Below are 18,697 nucleotides of genomic sequence, written 5' to 3'. Positions count from 1 at the left end.
TGCGGGCTTGACCCGCAATCCACAACCCCATGACTCCAACCCATTCAGCACCCGCTTGAAAGTTCCAGGCTGCGGTCGGCTTTGCACAGGTGGATCCCGGGTCTAGCCCGGGATGGCAACGCTTCCGGGATGACAATGCTTTTCGATCTTCAAACTCCTTATTTGATAGCTGCTTGCGCAGGTCCCGTCTGCGCCAGAGCCTCTTTTTGCTTGAAAATCTCGCGGTAAAGCTGGTCCCGGCCGCTCAAATACGGCTTGGGCCAGTCCACCTGCCGGCTTTGCAGTTTGGCTGCTTCATGCAGCGTCCAGGCCGGATCGGCCAGGTGCGGGCGGGCAATGGCGCACAGGTCGGCGCGGCCGGCGGCAATGATGCTGTTGACCTGGTCGGCCTCGGAAATCGCGCCGACGGCCATTGTCTGGATGCCGACTTCGTTGCGGATGCGGTCGGCAAACGGGGTCTGGTACATGCGTCCGTAAATCGGTTTGGCCGCGCGCGTCGTCTGGCCCGACGACACGTCGATGACATCGCAACCGGCCGCCTTGAACAGCCGGGCGATCTGCACGGCATCGTCGTCGGTGTTGCCGCCGGGCGCCCAGTCGTGGGCCGAGATGCGCACGCTCATCGGCAGGTGCGCAGGCCACACCGCCCGTATCGCGCTGAACACTTCAAGCGGGTAGCGGCAGCGGTTTTCCAGGCTGCCGCCATAGTCGTCGCCGCGCTGGTTGGTCAGCGGCGTAATGAAGCTCGACAACAGGTAGCCGTGGGCGCAGTGCAGTTCCAGCCAGTCGAAACCGGCTTCGACCGCCCGCTGTGCGGACTGCACAAACTTGTCCTTCAGGCGCGCCATGTCGGCGTGCGTCATGGCCTGCGGCATCTGGTTGGTCGGACCATAGGACACGGCGCTGGCGGCCAGCAGCGGCCAGTTGCCTTCAAGCACCGGTTCATCTGGTGATTCCCAGCCCACCTGCGTCGAACCCTTGGGGCCGCTGTGGCCCAGTTGCAGGCCGATCTTCGCGCCCGTGCCTGCAGCATGGACAAAATCGGCAATCCGCTTGAAGGCAACCATTTGCGCGTCATTCCACAAGCCGGTGCAGGCCGGCGTGATGCGGCCCTCGGGCTCGGGCGACGTCATTTCAACCAGTACCAGCGCCGCCCCGCCCAGCGCCCGCGCGCCCAGATGCACCAGGTGAAAGTCCTGCGGCACGCCATCGACCGCGCTGTACATGGCCATGGGGGAGACGACGATGCGGTTTTTCAGCGTCAGACCGCGCACTGTCAGCGGCAGCAACATCGGCGGGGGCGGAGTGGCCCTAACGCTCGCCACACTTCCCCGTTCGTCCTTAGCCTTTCGAGGGCCGCCATCCGACGAAGCCTTATTTTCCAAGACGGGGCCGCGGGACTGGCTTTGCCAGACCGCAGGCGCAGCGGCCCCCTCGGGGGGCAGCGAACCACACGAAGTGGGAAGCGTGGGGGTCATTCCTGCCAGCCACTGCTCATAGTCCTGCAGCCAGGCGGCGTCGCGCACGCGCAGGTTTTCGTGGCTGATGCGCTGCGAGCGCGTCATCATTGAATAGAAGAACTGCTCGGCTTCCAGGCCGCTGTAGCGTTCGACGTTTTCAAACCATTCGGTCGAATTGCGAGCGGCGTTCTGGATTTTCAGCACCTCGATCGAGCGCAGCGCTTCGTACGCCTGCAGCGCGTCGTCAGTTTCGGGGTGCGCTGCAAAGCAGCGCGCCAGCTCGATGGCGTCTTCAAGCGCCAGCTTGGTGCCGCTGCCAATCGAAAAATGCGCGGTGTGCGCCGCGTCGCCCATCAGCACGATGGGCACACGTTTGCCGTGTAGGGTTTCATGGTGCACCCAGCGCCCGCAGACCACGCGCGGAAAGCGGATCCAGATGGCCGAGCCGCGCACATGCGTGGCGTTGTTCATCAGCGGGTGGCCATTCAGGTATTTGGCAAAAAGGCGTTCGCAAAACGCAATGCCGTCTTGCTGGCTCATCTGGTCCAGACCGTGTGCCTTCCAGACGGCTTCGGGCGTTTCGACGATGAAGGTCGAGGTGGTGGCGTCGAACTGGTAGGCATGGGCGGCAAACCAGCCGTGCTCGGTCTGCTCGAAAGCAAAGGTGAAAGCGTCAAACGTCTGCTTTGTGCCCAGCCAGACAAAGCGGCAGTTGCGCAATTCCACATCGGGCTGGAAGGTGTCGGCATAGCGGCTGCGGATGCGGCTGTTCAGGCCGTCGCAGGCAATGACCAGGTCGGCGTTGTACTGCGCCGCGATTGCCTGGTCGTCGCTCACGTCGGTCTCGAACACCAGATCAACGCCGAGCGCCAGGCAACGGTCCTGCAGGATGTTGAGCAGCCGCTTGCGGCCGATACCGCAAAAGCCGTGGCCGCCCGAGCGCACTGCGGTGCCCTTGAAGAACATCTCGACGTCGTCCCAGTGGTTGAACGCGTCACCAATCAGTTTCGCACTGTCCGGGTCGGCGGACTGCAGATTGGCCAGCGTCTGGTCTGACAGCACCACGCCCCAGCCAAAGGTGTCGAAAGGGCGGTTGCGCTCAACCACCGTGACCTGGAGGGACGGGTCTTGCCGCTTCATCAGCAGGCTGAAATACAAACCGGCGGGACCGCCGCCCAGGCAAAGGATGTGCATGCAATGCGTGCCTCGTGAATTGATCTAGCCTTAATTGTTTAAGGTTAAAGTAAATTCGTCAAGCGGGTTTACGGCAGCCCCGCGCGGGGCTTGCGGACATGCAGGAAATAAAATGGAAATGGAGATGGAAATGAAAATGGACGCCTGGCGATGCAGGCGCACGGCCTGTCAGGGCGCCTGGAAGCCCTTAGCCCGGTAGGTCAGCACCAGTGTGTCGCGCACGCCGCCCTGACGGTCCTGGCCGTCGGCCGGGAAAATCGGCGTGGTTTCGTGGATCACACGTTCGTCATCCATAAGCAGCGCCGTCAGCGGCTCCTCCATCAAAAAACGCATGCCGTGCGGGCCGTGGGCATCGAAGACGCGGGTTTCGCCACCCTTGACGCCGCGCCGCGCCACCAGCAACACGACGACAAAATCCACGCCGTCGCGGTGCGCGCCCTCGGGCGTCGGCCGGCCCACGCCCTCGGTGGTGTCGATGCGGAACTGGTGCGCTTCGATGTGCCAGCGTGGCACCGCCCTGACTTGGGCAAACAGCCGGCCCAGGCTGGCCAGCAGTTCCCGCCACGCGGGTGCTTCGGCGACGGCCGCCTCGACCGGGTCGAACCAGCGCTCGAAGCCGCCATGCAGCGCGTTGTAGTCCAGCGGCTGCCAGTGCGCCCGGTGCGGCGTTTGCGCAAGCGCGTTGCTGTCCAGGTTCTGGATAAAGCAGGCATGGCGGCGGCGCCGGTAATTGCCACCATCCTTCAGGTGCGCATCGGTTGGCAGCCGGTCCCAGGAAGTGCTCAGCGCATCCCAGCCTTGCTGCCACTGCGGCGCCTCAAGCATCAGGCTGGCATAGAAATCAGCCGGTAGCAGCAGGCTCAGCCCGTCCTGGCGAAGCGACTGGTCGGCGGGTTTTTGGACGGTGACAATATTGAACATAGCCGCTATTTTGCGCGATGACCGGCAGCCTGAAGGGCGCCCGCCTGGCAAGGCCCGCTGGCCGCTGCGTGACATGGCAGCCACCTACATACACGTGCGCAGAAGCTGCGGATAATCACACCAGTGTTTCAACCTCAGGAGGCGTATTCGATGCTGTACAGATTCAAGTCAAAAAATATGGGTGATGTGATCATGCTGGAGCCCAATGGCCGGCAGATGCTGGAAATCATCGGCAAGACGCCTGGCCCGCGCGGCATTATCCTGCCCGAGCAGATGCCTGCCGCCATCAAGGCGCTTGAAGCCGCGATCAAGCTCGAAGAGTCGGGTGACGACAAGGACGGCGATGGCGTGCCCGAAGGCGTTGGACTGCACCAGCGCGCCAAGCCCTTCATCGACATGCTGCGCTGGAACATCCAGGCAAGCCAGGAAGTGGTCTGGGGCGTTTGAGCATGCTCGGGCCGCCACTGCGGTGAATTGAAAAAGCCCCGGCAACGGGGCTTTTTCTGCGTCTGGTGGCAAGTGCCGCGTCAATCGACCTTGGCGCCTGAGGTTTTCACCACCTGCGCCCATTTCTTGTGCTCGGCATTGATGAAGTCTGTGAACTGCGCGGGCGTGTTGCCACCGGGAACGGCACCCTGCGCGAGCAGTTTTTCCTTGATGGCCGGTGTTTTCAGCGACTTGGCCGCTTCCTGCTGGATGCGGCTGATGATGTCAGGCGGTGTGCCTGCAGGCGCCAGCAGGCCGAACCAGGAACTGGCCTCGAAGCCTTTGAACGCCGGGCCGCCGGCTTCCTCGACCGTTGGCACGTCGGGCAGCGCGGGGGAGCGCTGCGCGCTGGTCACGGCCAGCGCCTTGAGCCGGCCCGACTTGATCAGCTGCATCGACGACGGCAGGTTGTCGAACATCACGTCCATGTCGCCGGATGCCAGTGACATCAGCGCCGGGCTTGAGCCGCCGTAGGGAAAGTGGATCATGTAGGTACCGCTCATGGTCTTGAACAGCTCGCCTGCCATGTGGATCGAGGTGCCATTGCCGCTCGACGCCATGTTGAGCTTTCCCGGATTGGCCTTGGCCACACGGATGAAGTCAGCGACGTTGTTGATGCCGGCTGCCTTGGCTTTTTCAGCGTTCACGACCATGACATTGGGAACGCCGGCCACCAGCGTGATGGGCGCAAAGTCCTTTTGCGGGTCAAACGTCATGCGGCTGTACAGCGACTTGTTGATGCCGTGCGTGCCGACGGTTCCCATCAGCAGCGTGTAGCCGTCGGGCGCCGCCCTGGCCACCACGTCGGCGCCAATGTTGCCGCCCGCACCGGCGCGGTTTTCCACTACAAAGGGCTGGCCAAAGGCATTCTGCAACTCGGGTGCCATGGCGCGGGCCATGATGTCGGTGGTGCCGCCCGGTGCAAACGGCACGATGATCTTGACCGGGCGGGTCGGCCATGTCGTCTGGCTCAAGACCGGGTTTGCTACGAAAATAGTAGCTACAAGTGCAGTGTATGCGAGCGCAGAGCGGCGATTTGGCTTGAAAATTGGTGTCAACAGGGTCTCCGTAAATAGTCCAGCATCCACCTTAGCGGTGACCGGCCGCAGTTTCAACAGGGTTAATCCGGGCACCAATGAAAAAGCCGCTTGGCTTTCGCCGGGCGGCTTTGCAATGCAGCGGGTCGGGAGCGATCAGTCGGCGAATTTGCCGGCGGCTTCAATCACCGGCTTGAGCTTGTTGATTTGGGACGTCACGAAGGCCTTGTGCGCAGCAGGCTCGACACGGTTGTCGGCCACCAACACGGCGCCCAGGCCTTCCTGCTTCTGGATGAAGTCAGGGTCTTTCAGCGCTTTCTTCAGCGCAGCGTTGATCTGCGCCAGCACGGCAGGCGGTGTGCCTTTGGGTGCGTACAGGCCGTGCCAGATCGTCAGGTCAAAGCCCTTCAAGCCCATTTCCTGCAGGGTCGGCAGGTCCTTGAGCACTTTGTTGTTTGTCAGGGGCTTGGTGGTCGTGACTGCATAGGCCTTGACGCGACCGGCTTCGATCTGTCCGGTGGTGTTGGTGGTCTGGTCGCACATCATGTCGACCTGGCCGCCGACCAGTGCATTCATCGCCGGCGCGGTGCCACCGAATGGAATGGTGGTCATCGGTTCCTTGGCATTGATGGCCGACTGCCACATCAGGCCGCACAGGTGCGAGGCTGATCCCAGCCCGGCATGCGCGATGTTGAGCTTGCCAGCATTGACGCGAATGTAGTTTTCCAGATCGCGGTAGGTGTTGGCCTCCATCTGGGGCTTGCCAATCAGCGTCATCGGCACTTCATTGATCATGCCGAGGTATTCGAAATCTTCCAGCGGTTTGTACTGCAGTTTGCGGTACAGGCCGGGCGCAGCCGCCATGCCGATGTGGTGCAGCAGCAGCGTGTGGCCGTCGGGCGCTGCCTTGGCAGCCTTGTTGGCGCCGATGGTACCGCCGGCACCATTGACGTTTTCCACCACGAAGTTGGCGCCGCCCCCCATTGACTTGCGCATGGCTTCGGCCAGATCACGCGCCACGCGGTCGGTCGGGCCGCCTGCGGCAAAGGGCACGACGAAGGTGATGGGCTTGCTGCCCGGAAAGGTTTGGGCGCTGACCGAGAAGAAGGCAGCTGCTGCCACAGCAAGAACTAACAGGCGTTTCATGAACGTCTCCAGGCGAATAAGTGGATAGGGTGGAACTCTTGACCAGATGAGTCTAAGAGATCATTTTGTGTCGCATATCGCGGGAACTACTTACAAGGGAATCCCCTGTGTTCGCTATTTGTAGCTGCGAGCGTCTTCAATGACCTTGCCGTCGTTGGGCAAGCTGCCGGGAACCAGCAGCTCTACCGTGCCGCGCAGTTTGGTCACGTCGCGAATGGCGTCGCTGATGCGCTGGTCCAGCCCTGCCGGTGAAGAACGGGTCTCCACCCGCAGGCACATGCTGTCGTTTGCCATTTCGCCGCTGACCACCAGCCGGGCCTTGATGACTTCGGGAAAACGCCGGGCAATCTCGGCGACTTGCGCTGGATGCACAAACATGCCGCGCACCTTGGTGGTCTGGTCGGCACGGCCCATCCAGCCCTTGATGCGGGTGTTGGTGCGACCGCTCGGGCATTGGCCCGGCAGCACCGCCGACAGGTCGCCGGTGCCAAAGCGGATCAGCGGATAGTCGGGGTTCAGCGTGGTCACGACCAGCTCGCCGACTTCGCCCTCAAGCACCGGGTCGCCGGTACCCGGACGGACAATTTCAACGATCACGCCCTCGTCAACCACCAGGCCTTCGCGCGCTTCAGTTTCATAGGCGATCAGCCCCAGGTCGGCAGTGGCGTAGCACTGGTAGCCGGCAATGCCGCGTTCGGCCAGCCAGTCGCGCAGGCTGGGTGGAAAAGCCTCGGCCGACACCAGCGCCTTGGTCACGCTGGGCAACGCGACTTTCATTTCAGCGGCTTTTTCGACAATGATTTTCAGGAAACTTGGCGTGCCGATGTAGCCCGCAGGCTTGAGTTCGGCCATGGCCTGGACCTGCTGTTCGGTCTGGCCGGTGCCGCCGGGAAACACGCTGCAGCCCAGCGCGTGCGCGCCGCTTTCCATCATGGAGCCGGCCGGTACGAAGTGGTAGCTGAAGCAGTTGTGAACCAGCTCGCCTGGCCTGAAGCCCGCCGCAAACAGTGCGCGTGCCATGCGCCAATAGTCGCGGCGCGTGCCTTCCGGCTCGTACATCGGACCGGGGCTCGAAAAGACGCGCGGCATGGCAGCGCCAAAGCCCAAGGTGCTGAAGCCGCCGAACACGTTTTCAGCACGTCTGGCCTGCTGACGCGCCAGCAGGTCGGACTTGCGCGTGACGGGCAGCGTGGCCAGCGCGGTGCGGCTGGTGATTGCAGCCGGATCGATACCCGCCAGAATTTCGGCAAACGCGGATGAAGCGCTGCGCGCATGGGCAATCTGCGCAGGCAGGGCGGCCAGCAACGCGGCTTCGCGTTCGGCTGGGGCGCGGGTTTCCAGCGCATCCATGTGGAGTGATGTCATGAAAGGTATTGGGTTAAAGGTTAAAGCACGCAGGCGGACGGTGTTAGAAGCATCTGGCGAGCCCGAACCGGATTCGGGGAGGCCCCCATTCCAAGCTTCTCCCAGCGGAGAAGGAGAAAAACCAGGTGGAAAAAGAGGTATGCATGTGCCAGCCCTCTAGGAGAAGACAGCGCAGTCCGGGAATCGACAAACGTAGGAGCGATATCGTTCTAAGCCAGCAGGGGCCGCGGGACTGGCTTCGCCAGACCGCAGGCGCAGCGGCCCCCTCGGGGGGCAGGGAGCCACACGCAGTGGGCGACCGTGGGGGCAACATCAGGCCAGCCAGCGCTTGCGGCGCTTGTAGCTTTTCACGTCCTTGAAACTTTTGCGTTCACCGCCGCCGACGCCGAGGTAGAACTCTTTCACGTCCTCGTTATTGGCCAGGTCGCTGGCAATGCCGTCCATCACCACGCGGCCCGATTCCATGATGTAGCCATAGTCGGAATACTTCAGCGCCATGTTGGTGTTCTGCTCGGCCAGCAAAAAAGTGACTTTTTCCCTGGTGTTCAGGTCTTTGACGATGTTGAACACTTCTTCCACGATCTGCGGGGCCAGGCCCATCGACGGCTCGTCAAGCAGCACCATGCTCGGGTTGGTCATGATGGCGCGGCCAATCGCGCACATCTGCTGCTCGCCGCCCGAGGTGTAGGCGGCCTGCGACGTGCGCCGCGTCTTCAGACGGGGAAAGTAGTCGTAGACCTTTTCCAGATTGGCCGCAATTTCAGCCTTGCTGGTGCGGGTATAGGCGCCGGTCAACAGGTTTTCTTCAATGGTCAGGTGGGCAAAGCAGTGCCTGCCTTCCATGACCTGCACCACGCCGCGCTGCACCAGATCGGCCGGCGACAGGTTCTCTATGCGTTCGCCGCGCAGTTCGATCGAGCCCTTGGTGACTGCGCCTCGCTCGCCTTGCAGCAGGTTGGAAATAGCGCGCAGCGTCGTGGTCTTGCCGGCGCCATTGCCGCCCAGAATGGCGACGATCTTGCCCTCGGGCACCTGCAGCGAGACGCCCTTGAGCACCAGGATCACATGGTTATAGATGACCTCGATGCCGTTGACGTTGAGAACGATTTTTTTGGGTTCCATAGGTTTCTCTTCTGTGTCTGTGCCAGGCGAGAAGCTTGCACGCAAGCTTCTCGCCTGGCGGCTCCGCAAGGAAGCCGCCAGGTCCCTGTCGCGACGTTGCTGCCGCGCCAGGGACCCATCCCGTCAGGACTGGCAGTCTGCCGGGTCGCGGCGCGTCAGCTTCTTGTCGGCCAGGTACTTGTCGGCGCCTGCCTTCACCAGAGGCTTGATGATCTGGTCATCCGACTGGTACCAGTCAGAGCTCATGGCCCATTTTTTGCCGTCCCAGGTCTGCACGCGTGCCCAAGTCGATCCCATGTGGTCGGCGCAGCTGGTGGAGATCGGGCGCATCACGCCGGCAAAGCCCAAGGCGTCAAGCCTTTTCTGGTCGAGGTTCAGGTTTTCCAGGCCCCAGCGCACCTGCTCGCCGGTCATGACCTTGCCCTTGCCGAAGCGCTCCTGCGCGCGGCGCACGGCCTCGATGCTCAGCATCTGGATGATCGCACCGCGCATGTAGAGCACCGAGCCGACTTCGTCCTTTGGACCCGTGCCCTGGCCCTTTTCATGCACCAGCTTGAGGATGTCCTGCATGACCTTGGATTCCTGGCCCGAGCCATTGAGCGCCAGCGCCTGGTAGCCCTTGGCGCCTTCGCCCACGTCACGCACATCGGGCTCTGCGCCGGCCCACCACACGCCATACAGTTTCTCGCGCGGAAAGCCGGTTGCCTGCGCTTCCTTCAGCGCGGTGGAATTCATCACGCCCCAGCCCCACAGCAGCACATAGTCAGGCTTGGCCTGGCGCACCTGCAGCCAGGCGGCCTTTTGCTCGACGCCGGGCGCCGTCACCGGCAGCAGCTGCAACTCGAAGCCGTGCATCTTGGCGCGTTCCTGCAACAGCGGAATCGGCTCCTTGCCGAACGGGCTGTCGTGGTAGACCAGCGCAATCTTTTTGCCCTTGAGCTTGTCCAGGCCACCGGCGTTTTTGCCGATGTGCTGGATCAGGATGTCGGCGGCGGTCCAGTAGCTGCCCATCAGCGGGAAGTTCCACTTGAAGGCCTGGCCGTCCTGCGCCACCGACAGGCCGTAGCCCAGCGTGACCAGCGGGATTTTGTCGGTCGGAACTTTTTCGGTCAGCGCAAAGGTGATGCCGGTGGCCTGCGGGTCGATCAGCGCCACGCCGGGCCTGTTTTTCAGGCGCTCGTAGCATTCCACGCCGCGGTCGGTGGCGTAGCCGGTTTCGCATTCTTCAAACGTCAGCTTGACGCCGTTGATGCCGCCGTCGCGCGCATTGACCATCTTGATGTAGTCCTGCTTGCCATTGGCCCAGGGCGTGCCGTTGGGCGCGTAGGGGCCGGTGCGGTAGGACAGCAGCGGGAAGAACTGCTCCTTGGCCTGCGCAAAAGCACTGGTGGACAGCGACGCCGCCCCAGCGGCGAGCACGGTCGCGGCAATCACGAGTTTCGAAAGCTTCATGGATGTCTCCTTGGAATAAAAATGTGGAAGCACGGTGAAAAAACGAGGGTCCTGCTATGAATGCAGTCAGTGGGGGAAAGGCCAGAGGCGCAGTTTCTGTTTGCCCATGGACCACAGCCGGGCCAGGCCGTGCGGCTCGACAATCAGGAACCAGACGATCAGCCCGCCAAAAATCATCAGTTCGGCATGCGACACGCCAGCGGTCGAAATATCGATGCCGAACAGTCCCATGAAGGCCGGCAAAAAGCGGTTCAGTGCAATCGGCAGCACAACGATGAATGCCGCGCCAAAGAACGCGCCCATGATTGAGCCCAGGCCGCCGATGATCACCATGAACAGGAGGCGAAACGAAATTTCGACGGAAAAGGCTGCTGGCTCCCAGGAGCCCAGGTACACAAAAGCCCATAGCGCGCCAGCCATGCCGATGATGAACGAACTGACGGCAAAGGCGCTGAGCTTGGCGTACATCGGCCGGATGCCAATAACGGAAGCGGCTACGTCCATGTCACGAATGGCCATCCATTCGCGGCCGATGGCACCGCGCACCAGGTTTTTGGCCAGCAGCGCGACGATCACCAGGATGCTCAAGCACAGCAGGTACTTGGATGCCGGACTCTGGATTGGCAGGCCGAACACCTGCAATCCGGTGACCGACACCGAGCCCGATGCCGAATCGTTGGTCAGCCACTTGATGCGCAAAAACATCCAGTCGCTGAAGAACTGCGCCGCCAGCGTGGCCACGGCAAGGTACAGGCCCTTGACGCGCAGGCTCGGCAGGCCAAACAAAATGCCAAAGGCCATGGCGCAAAACCCGCCCAATATGACCGTCGGGATCAGCGGCATGCCTGGAATGCGCACGAAAAAGTTGTAGGCGCCGTAAGCCCCGACCGCCATGAAGGCACCCGATCCCAGCGAGATCTGGCCGCAGTAGCCGACCAGGATGTTCACCCCGATCGCCGCCAGCGACATGATGACCAGCGGAATCAAAATCGAGGCGTAAAGGTAGTCGCTGGCCATCAGCGGCACGGCGACAAAGGCAAACAGCAGCACCAGGCCGATGGCAATGCGGTCCTGCGTGATCGGGAAGATCTGCTGGTCAGCCCGGTAGGTGGTCTTGAACTGGCCGTTTTCGCGGTAGAGCATGTGGGTTCCTTGTTCTTCTTGTCAGTTCAGACGCGATCGATGATCTTCTCGCCGAACAGCCCCTGCGGACGGAACAACAGGAACACCAGTGCCAGCACATAGGCGAACCAGATCTCGATGCCGCCGCCGACATACGGGCCGAGGTAGACCTCGGACAGCTTCTCGCCGACGCCGATGATCAGCCCGCCCAGAATGGCGCCCGGCACCGAGGTCAGGCCGCCCAGAATCACCACTGGCAGGGCGCGCAGTGCAATCGTCGTCAGCGAAAATTGCACGCCCAGTTTGGAGCCCCAGATCATTCCGGACACCAGCGCCACGACGCCGGCGACGCACCAGACGATGACCCAGATGCGGTTCAGCGGAATGCCGATGGACTGCGCCGCCTGGTGGTCATCGGCCACGGCGCGCAGGGCGCGGCCGGTGGTGGTTTTCTGGAAAAAGATGCTCAGCAAGATGACCATGGCAGCCGCGATGGCGGCGGCAATCACGTCTTCCTTGTTGACCAGGATGCCGCCCGGAAACACCGAGTCCAGCAGGAAGACCGGGTCTTTCGGCATGCCGATGTCGATCTTGTAGATGTTGCTGCCGAACAAGGTCTGGCCCAGGCCTTCGAGGAAATAGGCAATGCCCAGTGTGGCCATCAGCAGCGTCGCGCCTTCCTGGTTGACCAGGTGGCGCAGCACCAGCCGCTCGATCAGCCAGGCGACGACGAACATCAGCACGGCGGCAATCGCGAAGGCGATCAGGTTGGCGACGATCAGGTTGTCGATGCCGGTCCACTTCGGAATCCACTCCGAGAACCGGGCCATCGCCAGCGCCGCAAACAGCACCATCGCGCCCTGCGCAAAGTTGAACACGCCCGACGCCTTGTAGATCAGCACAAAGCCGAGCGCCACCAGCGAATACAGCATGCCGGCCATCAGGCCGCCAATCAGGGTTTCAAGAAAAAATGCCATGAAATCAAACTCCTAAAGATTCAGTGCGGAGCAGCGCAGCAAGCGTGATGGCATCCGTTTCCCACCAGCAGGGGCCGCGGGACTGGCTTTGCCAGACCGCAGGCGCAGCGGCCCCCTCGGGGGGCAGCGCAGCACACGAAGTGGCAAGCGTGGGGGCATGTATCGGGGTCATATCAATGGCTGGTGCCGAGGTAGGCGCTGATCACGTCCGGGTTGGCGCGGACTTCTTCGGGCTCGCCGTCGCCAATCTTCTTGCCGTAGTCGAGCACCACGACACGGTCGGAAATGTCCATCACCACGCCCATGTCGTGCTCGATCAGCACGATGGTGGTGCCGAATTCCTCGTTCACGTCGAGGATGAAGCGGCACATGTCCTGCTTTTCCTCGACGTTCATGCCGGCCATCGGCTCGTCCAGCAGCAGCACCTGCGGCTCCATCGCCAGCGCGCGCCCCAGATCGACGCGTTTTTGCAGACCATAGGGCAACTGGCCAACCGGCGTCTTGCGAAAAGCCTGGATTTCCAGAAAGTCGATGATGCCTTCGACATATTCACGGTGGCGTGTTTCCTCGCGCTCGGCAGGGCCGATGCGCAGCGCCTGCAGAAAGATGTTGCTTTTGATCTTCAGGTTGCGCCCGGTCATGATGTTGTCGATCACGCTCATGCCCTTGAACAGCGCCAGGTTCTGGAACGTGCGGGCCACACCCATTTCGGCCACCTGGCGCGAGGACATGTGTGAAAACTTCTGGCCGCGAAAGGTGATCGAGCCTTCCTGCGGCGTGTAGACGCCGTTGATGCAATTGAGCATCGAGCTTTTGCCGGCGCCGTTGGGGCCGATGATGGAGCGGATTTCATGCTCCTTCACATTGAAGGAAATGTCGGTCAGCGCCTTGACGCCGCCAAAACGCAGGCTGATGTTGTTGACGTCCAGGATGACGTCGCCGGTCTTCTTTTTTGTCATGGTTTTTTTTGTTCAGGCCGCAGCTTTGACCTGGGAAAAGGTTTTTGCGTCCGACAGTTGGAGCGTGGCGCTGACGCTGCCCGTGCGGCCGTCCTCGAACTTGACGACGGTCTCGATGTATTGCTCGGCCTTACCGGCATACAGCGCCTCGACCAGTACGCCGTATTTTTCGGCAATGAACCCACGCTTGACCTTGTTGGTCCGCGTCAGTTCGCCGTCGTCGGCATCGAGTTCCTTGTGCAGAATCAGGAAACGGCTGACCTGGCTTCCGGCCAGCAGCGCATCGCTGGCCAGGTCGGCATTGACCTTTTCAATGCATTCCTGCATCAGCTGGTAGACCTCGGGCTTTTGTGCCAGGTCGGTGTAGCCGGCGTAGGGCAGGTTGCGCCGCTCGGCCCAGTTGCCGACCGCATCGAAGTCGATGTTGACCATGACGCAAACGCGGTCGCGGCCGTCGCCCAGCGCCACGACTTCCTTGATGAAGGGGAAGAACTTGAGCTTGTTCTCGACGTATTTGGGCGCAAACATGGCGCCGTCGTTAGGCCCGCCCTTGATGCGGCCAACGTCCTTGACGCGGTCGATGATTTTGAGGTGGCCGTGCGCATCCAGGAAGCCGGCGTCGCTGGTGTGGTACCAGCCGTCGGCGGTCAGCACCTCGGCGGTGGCTGTCGGGTTTTTGTAGTATTCCTTGAGCAGGCCGGCCGACTTGACCATGATCTCGCCGTTGTCGGCGACTTTGATCTGGACGCCGCGAATTGGCACGCCCACAGTGTCGGCGCGCGCCTGGTTGTCGGGCTGCAGGCAGACAAATACGGCGGTTTCGGTCGAGCCGTAAAGCTGTTTGAGGTTGATGCCGATCGAGCGGTAAAAGCTGAACAGGTCGGGGCCAATGGCTTCGCCGGCGGTGTAGGCTACGCGCACCCGGTTGAAGCCCAGGGTGTTGCGCAGCGGACCATAGACCAGCACGTTGCCGATGGCGTATTTGAGCCGGTCCAGGCTGCCGACGGCTTCGCCATTCATGCGCGCCGGGCCAACGCGCCGGGCGACATTCATGCAAGCCTCGAACATCTTGCGCTTGAGTGCGCCAGCGTCTTCCATGCGGATCATCACGCTGGTCAGCAGGCCTTCAAAGACACGCGGCGGCGCAAAGTAATAGGTCGGGCCGATTTCCTTCAGGTCGATCGTCACGGTGCTGGCCGACTCGGGGCAGTTCACCACGTAGCCGCAGGCTAGCCACTGGGCGTAGCTGAAGATGTTCTGGCCAATCCAGGCGGGTGGCAAATAGGCCAGCACTTCTTCGGCATTTGTCAGCTTGTCGAATTCGGCGCCGGCGCTGGCGCGGTCAAGCAGCGTGCTGTGGGTGTGCACCACCCCTTTGGGGTTGCCGGTCGTGCCCGAGGTGAAAAACATGGCCGCCACATCGTTCGGCTGGAGCTTGGCGACTTCAGCCGCAAACCAGTTCGGGTTCTGGGCGATGAAGGCCTTGCCTGAGTCGATCAGCGCATCAAGCGAATCAAGCCCGGGCTCGTCATAAGTGCGCAGGCCGCGCGGGTCGTCATAGTAGATGTTCGAAATTTGCGGGCAGCGATCCCTGATTTCGACCAGTTTATCGACCTGCTCCTGGTCTTCGACCATGGCAAAACGCACTTCTGCGTTGTTCAGCGGAAAGACGCATTCGGCGCCGACCGCATCCTGGTACAGCGGCACCGGAACGCTGCCCAGCGACTGCACCGCCAGCATGGTGGCATACAGGCGCGGGCGGTTGGCGCCAATCACCACCATGTGTTCGCCGCGCCTGAGGCCAGCCTGGCTCAGCCCGGCGGCCAGCTGGCCGACCAGGGTGGCCAGGGCCGACCAGCTGTGCGCCTGCCAGATGCCGTATTCTTTTTCGCGCATGGCCGGTGCATCCGGGCGCTCGGCGGCATGTTTGAGCAGCAATTGGGGAAATGTGGTCTGCATCCGGTCCGTGTCTCCGTGTGGGGCCGACTGTTTAAGAAAGTCGGCTGTTGTGTATCGAATATTAGGACTGCGTTTGACGCCCTGGTGTCGTTGCAACGACAATTTACGGGTAAGTCCTAGTGGGGACAGCCCGGGGTTAGCCGCTTTTGGCCAATGAAGTTGCCGACATGCAAAGCCATGCGCATTCGGGGTTGCGGGGCAATGCGCCGCTGAGGCCACGTCGGCCGGAGGTTTTTAATTGACAATAAATCAGCATTTGGCCGACAATTTAAGGGTTTAACTTGACGCCTGCATGACATCCAGGTGTTTTCATGACCCATGTCAACTGACCTGACCCTTCACCAGCGCCGCCGAACTCCCTCGCCAGACGAGTTGCGCGGCATTCCCTGGCTGCCCTTGCTGCGTCCCGATGAACGGCTGCGCGCGGTGGCGAGCCTGCAGGTGGGCGATGCGGCCGCGGGCGATTACGTCTGCCGTGTGGGCAGGCCTGTGACCTACTGGTTTGGCGTGGTCGAAGGCTTGCTCAAGATGAGTTCGGACAATGCCCAGGGCATCACCATGACTTTTGCCGGCATGCCGCCCGGCGGCTGGTTTGGCGAAGGCACGGCGCTCAAGCGCGAGCCGTACCGCTACAACATCCAGGCGCTGCGCAAAAGCGTGGTGGCCGGCTTGCCCATTGACAGTTTTCACTGGCTGCTTGACCACTCGATCGGCTTTAACCGTTTTGTGATGAACCAGCTCAACGAGCGCCTGGGTCAGTTCATTTCAGCGCGCGAGATTGACCGCATGAGCAACCCCGACTTGCGCGTGGGGCGCAGCCTGGCCGCGCTGTTCAACCCGGTGCTTTATCCGGGCGTGGGAGAGGTGCTGCGCATCACGCAGCAAGAACTGGCTTACCTGGTCGGCCTGTCGCGCCAGCGTGTCAACGAGTCGCTGCGAACCCTGGAGGCGCAAGGCACGATTCGCGTCGAATACGGCGGTTTGCGCGTACTCGACATTGCCGCACTGCGGTCCAGCATATTTCAGGATAAAAACCAGTCCTGACGCAATATCGGCGGGCAACTACAGCTATTGAAAAAGTAGCTTTAATTTCGTTTGTTGTCGTGTTGCGAAGCAATTTTCAGAGGGCCGCGTTTGCGTTGGTTGCCGTTTCCGATGACCGCCGAAAATGCGGCGTTGGCCGGGAGCGCAACGACCCAGACAGCGCTTTCTTGCTCCGAGAAGCTGACTTTTTAATGTTCAATTCCGATGGTCAAAGTCACGTGCTTCATGACGCATCGCCAGGATGCGTACGTTGAGTTTCAAGCCGGCAATGCCGGTTTCCGGAGGTCTTGGTGCCGCCAGGCCGGTGCTATTATAAAAATGGACAACGAGCTAAACCCCAAACAAAACCGATTAACGGAGACAAAAAATGATCAAAAACTTTGCCTTGATGGGCTCACTACTCGCCTTCGGCGTTGGCCAGGCGTTCGCACAAGCTGCCCCGCCCCCGCCGATCTGGAAGCAAGGCATGACAGGCGAGATGGCCAGCTCGAAGCTCGCGCCCCATGCCGGCAAATTCACGGCCACCGCCGCGGACGACATCCCGATCCAGAAGCTCAAGCTGCCGCCCGGTTTCAAGGCAGAAGTCTGGTCGTCGGGCACACCTGGAAACCGTGCCATGGCCCGCGGCGAGAGTGGAAAAATCTACGTCGGCACGCGTGCACTTGGCCGCGTGTATGAAATCACCGACAACGGCACCGAGCGCACCAGCCGCGTGGTCGTTGACAAGCTGAACCAGCCGGCCGTCGCCATGCACAACGGTGCGCTTTATGTCATGGCCATCGACAAGGTGCTGCGTTATGACGGCATAGAAAAGAACCCCGATGTGCAGCCGGTTGACCTGACCGCCAAGTTCAATTTGCCGCCTGAACAGCACCACAACTGGAAGTACCTGCGTTTCGGCCCGGATGACAAGCTGTATGTTCCGTTTGGAGCGCCTTGCAACATCTGCGAGTTGCCTACCCAGGAGTACGCCCAGATCCGTCGCTACGATGCCGATGGCTCGAACATGGAAGTGATTGCGACCGGCGTGCGCAACACGCAAGGCTTTGACTGGCATCCTGTGACCAAGGAACTCTGGTTCACCAACCACGGTCGGGACTGGATGGGCGACGACAGCCCGCAAGACGGACTCAACCGCCTGAGCAAGGTGGGCCAGAACTTCGGTTTTCCGTACTGTCACGCCAGTGGCATTGCCGATCCCGACATCAAGAAGGACAAGCCGTGTGAGGGCGTGACGCCGTACGTGCAAGGCATGGGCGCCCACGCAGCCGCAATGGGCTTGCAGTTTTACACCGGCAACATGTTCCCGGCCGAGTACAAGAATGCAATGCTCGTTGCCCGCAAAGGCTCGTGGAACCGCACCCAGAAAAGCGGTTACGACGTGGTCATGGTTCGCACGGACGCCGATGGTAAAAATCCGAAGGTCACCCCGTTCATCACGGGTTTCCTGGACGAAAAAACCCAAGCCTTCTGGGGCCGCCCGACCTACATGCTGCAAATGCCCGATGGTTCCATGCTGCTCTCTGATGAGCAACTTGGCGCGATATACCGCATTTCGTATGCCAAGTAAGCGATCAGGCACGTTGACCATCAGCAGGGCGCTGTCAGCCGTCGCCCTGCTTTTTTACCTGGTTCCTGGCCAGGCCCAGCAACCCCCGCAACTGCCGCTGTGCATGGCCTGCCATGGCGCACAAGGCAACTCGCAGATTCCCTTGAACCCCTCGCTGGCTGGCCAGCCCAAGCTGTTTCTTGAAAACCAGATGGTGCTGATCCGGGAAGGCCTGCGCGATATTCCGCAAATGAAAGGGGTGCTGGATGGGCTGAAAGATGCAGAGCTTGTGGCGCTGGCAAGCTATTTTTCTGCGCAGACGCCGGTACGGGAACCCAAGCCTGTCAACAGCGTGACCTACCAGCGCGGTCAGGCTACCGCCCAAAAAATGTTGTGCGCAAGCTGCCACTTGCCGGACTATACCGGGCGCCAGCAGATCCCGAGACTGGCAGGGCAGCAGGAAGCGTTTTTGGTCTACTCGATGAAGCAGTTCCGCGACCACCCTGGCCTCGGACGCGACACCATCATGGCCGCGTCCCTGTATGGACTAAAAGACGACGATCTTGACGATCTGGCCCATTTCCTGGCCAATTTCAAATAGCACCCTGCCACTGGGGAATACAACCCCGTGGCTGGTGAACTGCACGTTGGTGATGTACCGCCATGGTTTGTCATGGCGGTGCAGGACCTGCTCAAAATGCGCAGTGACAAAGTTGACGGCACGGCATTCAAGCGCGAGCCCTACCGCTACAACACCTGCAGTAAAAACTGGAGCTTGACCCGGCCCAGCCGCAGTGCCTGCTGACGGAAACCGACGAGGGCTACCGGCTGGTCGCCTGAAATTCAGCAACTGCCCTGCATGCACAGACGTGGCCTTTCGAAAACTGTCGTTAACGGTTATCAG

At 61.4% G+C, this 18,697-nt stretch carries 15 protein-coding genes and 1 pseudogene; 5 read left to right on the top strand and 11 right to left on the bottom strand.

Annotation, left to right across the window (positions count from 1 at the left end):
- Window positions 1-158: 158 nt before the first annotated feature.
- Window positions 159-2,654: a bifunctional salicylyl-CoA 5-hydroxylase/oxidoreductase gene (locus tag H4V98_RS19335; protein ID WP_196861858.1), complete on the bottom strand. Its 2,496-nt coding sequence runs from the start codon at window positions 2,652-2,654 to the stop codon at window positions 159-161.
- A 168-nt stretch (window positions 2,655-2,822) separates the two neighbouring features.
- Complete coding sequence (locus H4V98_RS19330; protein WP_196861859.1) at window positions 2,823-3,575, bottom strand: 2OG-Fe dioxygenase family protein; 753 nt, start codon at window positions 3,573-3,575, stop codon at window positions 2,823-2,825.
- Between the two features lie 150 nt (window positions 3,576-3,725).
- On the opposite strand from H4V98_RS19330, the gene H4V98_RS19325 reads away from it, so the two are divergent.
- Window positions 3,726-4,022 carry a DUF1840 domain-containing protein gene (locus tag H4V98_RS19325; protein ID WP_196861860.1) on the top strand — a complete coding sequence of 99 codons (297 nt, stop codon included), beginning with the start codon at window positions 3,726-3,728 and terminating at the stop codon, window positions 4,020-4,022.
- Window positions 4,023-4,102: 80 nt separating this feature from the next.
- Here the strand turns inward: H4V98_RS19325 and H4V98_RS19320 are convergent, their stop codons facing one another.
- The 9 genes from H4V98_RS19320 to H4V98_RS19280 all read right to left on the bottom strand — a co-directional run bounded on the left by H4V98_RS19320 (window position 4,103) and on the right by H4V98_RS19280 (window position 15,200).
- Window positions 4,103-5,056 (bottom strand): tripartite tricarboxylate transporter substrate binding protein, encoded by a 954-nt coding sequence (locus tag H4V98_RS19320; RefSeq protein WP_280757869.1) that lies wholly within the window; start codon window positions 5,054-5,056, stop codon window positions 4,103-4,105.
- A gap of 198 nt (window positions 5,057-5,254) precedes the next feature.
- Window positions 5,255-6,244 carry a tripartite tricarboxylate transporter substrate-binding protein gene (locus H4V98_RS19315; RefSeq protein WP_196861862.1) on the bottom strand — a complete coding sequence of 330 codons (990 nt, stop codon included), beginning with the start codon at window positions 6,242-6,244 and terminating at the stop codon, window positions 5,255-5,257.
- Window positions 6,245-6,358: 114 nt separating this feature from the next.
- Window positions 6,359-7,609 carry an AMP-binding protein gene (locus tag H4V98_RS19310; protein ID WP_196861863.1) on the bottom strand — a complete coding sequence of 417 codons (1,251 nt, stop codon included), beginning with the start codon at window positions 7,607-7,609 and terminating at the stop codon, window positions 6,359-6,361.
- 312 nt (window positions 7,610-7,921) lie between these two features.
- Window positions 7,922-8,731 (bottom strand): ABC transporter ATP-binding protein, encoded by an 810-nt coding sequence (locus H4V98_RS19305; RefSeq protein ID WP_196861864.1) that lies wholly within the window; start codon window positions 8,729-8,731, stop codon window positions 7,922-7,924.
- Between the two features lie 123 nt (window positions 8,732-8,854).
- Window positions 8,855-10,183, bottom strand: coding sequence for an ABC transporter substrate-binding protein (locus H4V98_RS19300; protein WP_196861865.1), 1,329 nt, complete (start codon window positions 10,181-10,183; stop codon window positions 8,855-8,857).
- Between the two features lie 66 nt (window positions 10,184-10,249).
- Complete coding sequence (locus tag H4V98_RS19295) at window positions 10,250-11,326, bottom strand: branched-chain amino acid ABC transporter permease (RefSeq protein ID WP_196861866.1); 1,077 nt, start codon at window positions 11,324-11,326, stop codon at window positions 10,250-10,252.
- A 26-nt stretch (window positions 11,327-11,352) separates the two neighbouring features.
- The gene (locus H4V98_RS19290) at window positions 11,353-12,282 is read right to left on the bottom strand and encodes a branched-chain amino acid ABC transporter permease (RefSeq protein ID WP_196861867.1); all 930 of its coding nucleotides are present in this window, start codon (window positions 12,280-12,282) and stop codon (window positions 11,353-11,355) included.
- 173 nt (window positions 12,283-12,455) lie between these two features.
- Window positions 12,456-13,241, bottom strand: a complete 786-nt coding sequence (locus H4V98_RS19285; protein WP_196861868.1) for an ABC transporter ATP-binding protein — start codon at window positions 13,239-13,241, stop codon at window positions 12,456-12,458.
- Between the two features lie 12 nt (window positions 13,242-13,253).
- The gene (locus H4V98_RS19280; protein ID WP_196861869.1) at window positions 13,254-15,200 is read right to left on the bottom strand and encodes an AMP-binding protein; all 1,947 of its coding nucleotides are present in this window, start codon (window positions 15,198-15,200) and stop codon (window positions 13,254-13,256) included.
- 318 nt (window positions 15,201-15,518) lie between these two features.
- Between H4V98_RS19280 and H4V98_RS19275 the strand changes: the two genes are divergently transcribed.
- From H4V98_RS19275 to H4V98_RS19260, 4 genes and pseudogenes are all read left to right on the top strand, one after another.
- A complete protein-coding gene (locus H4V98_RS19275) occupies window positions 15,519-16,244 on the top strand; it encodes a Crp/Fnr family transcriptional regulator (RefSeq protein ID WP_196861870.1) in 726 nt (241 codons plus the stop codon).
- Between the two features lie 367 nt (window positions 16,245-16,611).
- Window positions 16,612-17,814, top strand: coding sequence for a PQQ-dependent sugar dehydrogenase (locus H4V98_RS19270; RefSeq protein WP_196861871.1), 1,203 nt, complete (start codon window positions 16,612-16,614; stop codon window positions 17,812-17,814).
- Window positions 17,804-18,394: a c-type cytochrome gene (locus H4V98_RS19265; RefSeq protein ID WP_231374558.1), complete on the top strand. Its 591-nt coding sequence runs from the start codon at window positions 17,804-17,806 to the stop codon at window positions 18,392-18,394. The genes H4V98_RS19270 and H4V98_RS19265 overlap by 11 nt, the downstream gene beginning before the upstream one ends.
- A 140-nt stretch (window positions 18,395-18,534) precedes the next feature.
- Window positions 18,535-18,633 (top strand): annotated as a pseudogene (locus H4V98_RS19260) (DNA-binding response regulator); the annotation flags it as partial.
- Window positions 18,634-18,697 lie beyond the last annotated feature (64 nt).

It is taken from the genome of Polaromonas sp. CG_23.6 (genome assembly GCF_029892315.1).
Lineage (GTDB): Bacteria > Pseudomonadota > Gammaproteobacteria > Burkholderiales > Burkholderiaceae_C > Polaromonas.
This window is presented reverse-complemented; position numbering and strand designations above follow the sequence as displayed.

What these genes read in the sequence shown, in the direction of transcription:
- H4V98_RS19335 (WP_196861858.1), bottom strand. Translation starts at nt 2,654, where the DNA reads ATGCACATCCTTTGCCTGGGCGGCGGTCCCGCCGGTTTGTATTTCAGC.
- H4V98_RS19330 (WP_196861859.1), bottom strand. Translation starts at nt 3,575, where the DNA reads ATGTTCAATATTGTCACCGTCCAAAAACCCGCCGACCAGTCGCTTCGC.
- H4V98_RS19325 (WP_196861860.1), top strand. Translation starts at nt 3,726, where the DNA reads ATGCTGTACAGATTCAAGTCAAAAAATATGGGTGATGTGATCATGCTG.
- H4V98_RS19315 (WP_196861862.1), bottom strand. Translation starts at nt 6,244, where the DNA reads ATGAAACGCCTGTTAGTTCTTGCTGTGGCAGCAGCTGCCTTCTTCTCG.
- H4V98_RS19310 (WP_196861863.1), bottom strand. Translation starts at nt 7,609, where the DNA reads ATGACATCACTCCACATGGATGCGCTGGAAACCCGCGCCCCAGCCGAA.
- H4V98_RS19305 (WP_196861864.1), bottom strand. Translation starts at nt 8,731, where the DNA reads ATGGAACCCAAAAAAATCGTTCTCAACGTCAACGGCATCGAGGTCATC.
- H4V98_RS19300 (WP_196861865.1), bottom strand. Translation starts at nt 10,183, where the DNA reads ATGAAGCTTTCGAAACTCGTGATTGCCGCGACCGTGCTCGCCGCTGGG.
- H4V98_RS19295 (WP_196861866.1), bottom strand. Translation starts at nt 11,326, where the DNA reads ATGCTCTACCGCGAAAACGGCCAGTTCAAGACCACCTACCGGGCTGAC.
- H4V98_RS19290 (WP_196861867.1), bottom strand. Translation starts at nt 12,282, where the DNA reads ATGGCATTTTTTCTTGAAACCCTGATTGGCGGCCTGATGGCCGGCATG.
- H4V98_RS19285 (WP_196861868.1), bottom strand. Translation starts at nt 13,241, where the DNA reads ATGACAAAAAAGAAGACCGGCGACGTCATCCTGGACGTCAACAACATC.
- H4V98_RS19280 (WP_196861869.1), bottom strand. Translation starts at nt 15,200, where the DNA reads ATGCAGACCACATTTCCCCAATTGCTGCTCAAACATGCCGCCGAGCGC.
- H4V98_RS19275 (WP_196861870.1), top strand. Translation starts at nt 15,519, where the DNA reads ATGTCAACTGACCTGACCCTTCACCAGCGCCGCCGAACTCCCTCGCCA.
- H4V98_RS19270 (WP_196861871.1), top strand. Translation starts at nt 16,612, where the DNA reads ATGATCAAAAACTTTGCCTTGATGGGCTCACTACTCGCCTTCGGCGTT.
- H4V98_RS19265 (WP_231374558.1), top strand. Translation starts at nt 17,804, where the DNA reads ATGCCAAGTAAGCGATCAGGCACGTTGACCATCAGCAGGGCGCTGTCA.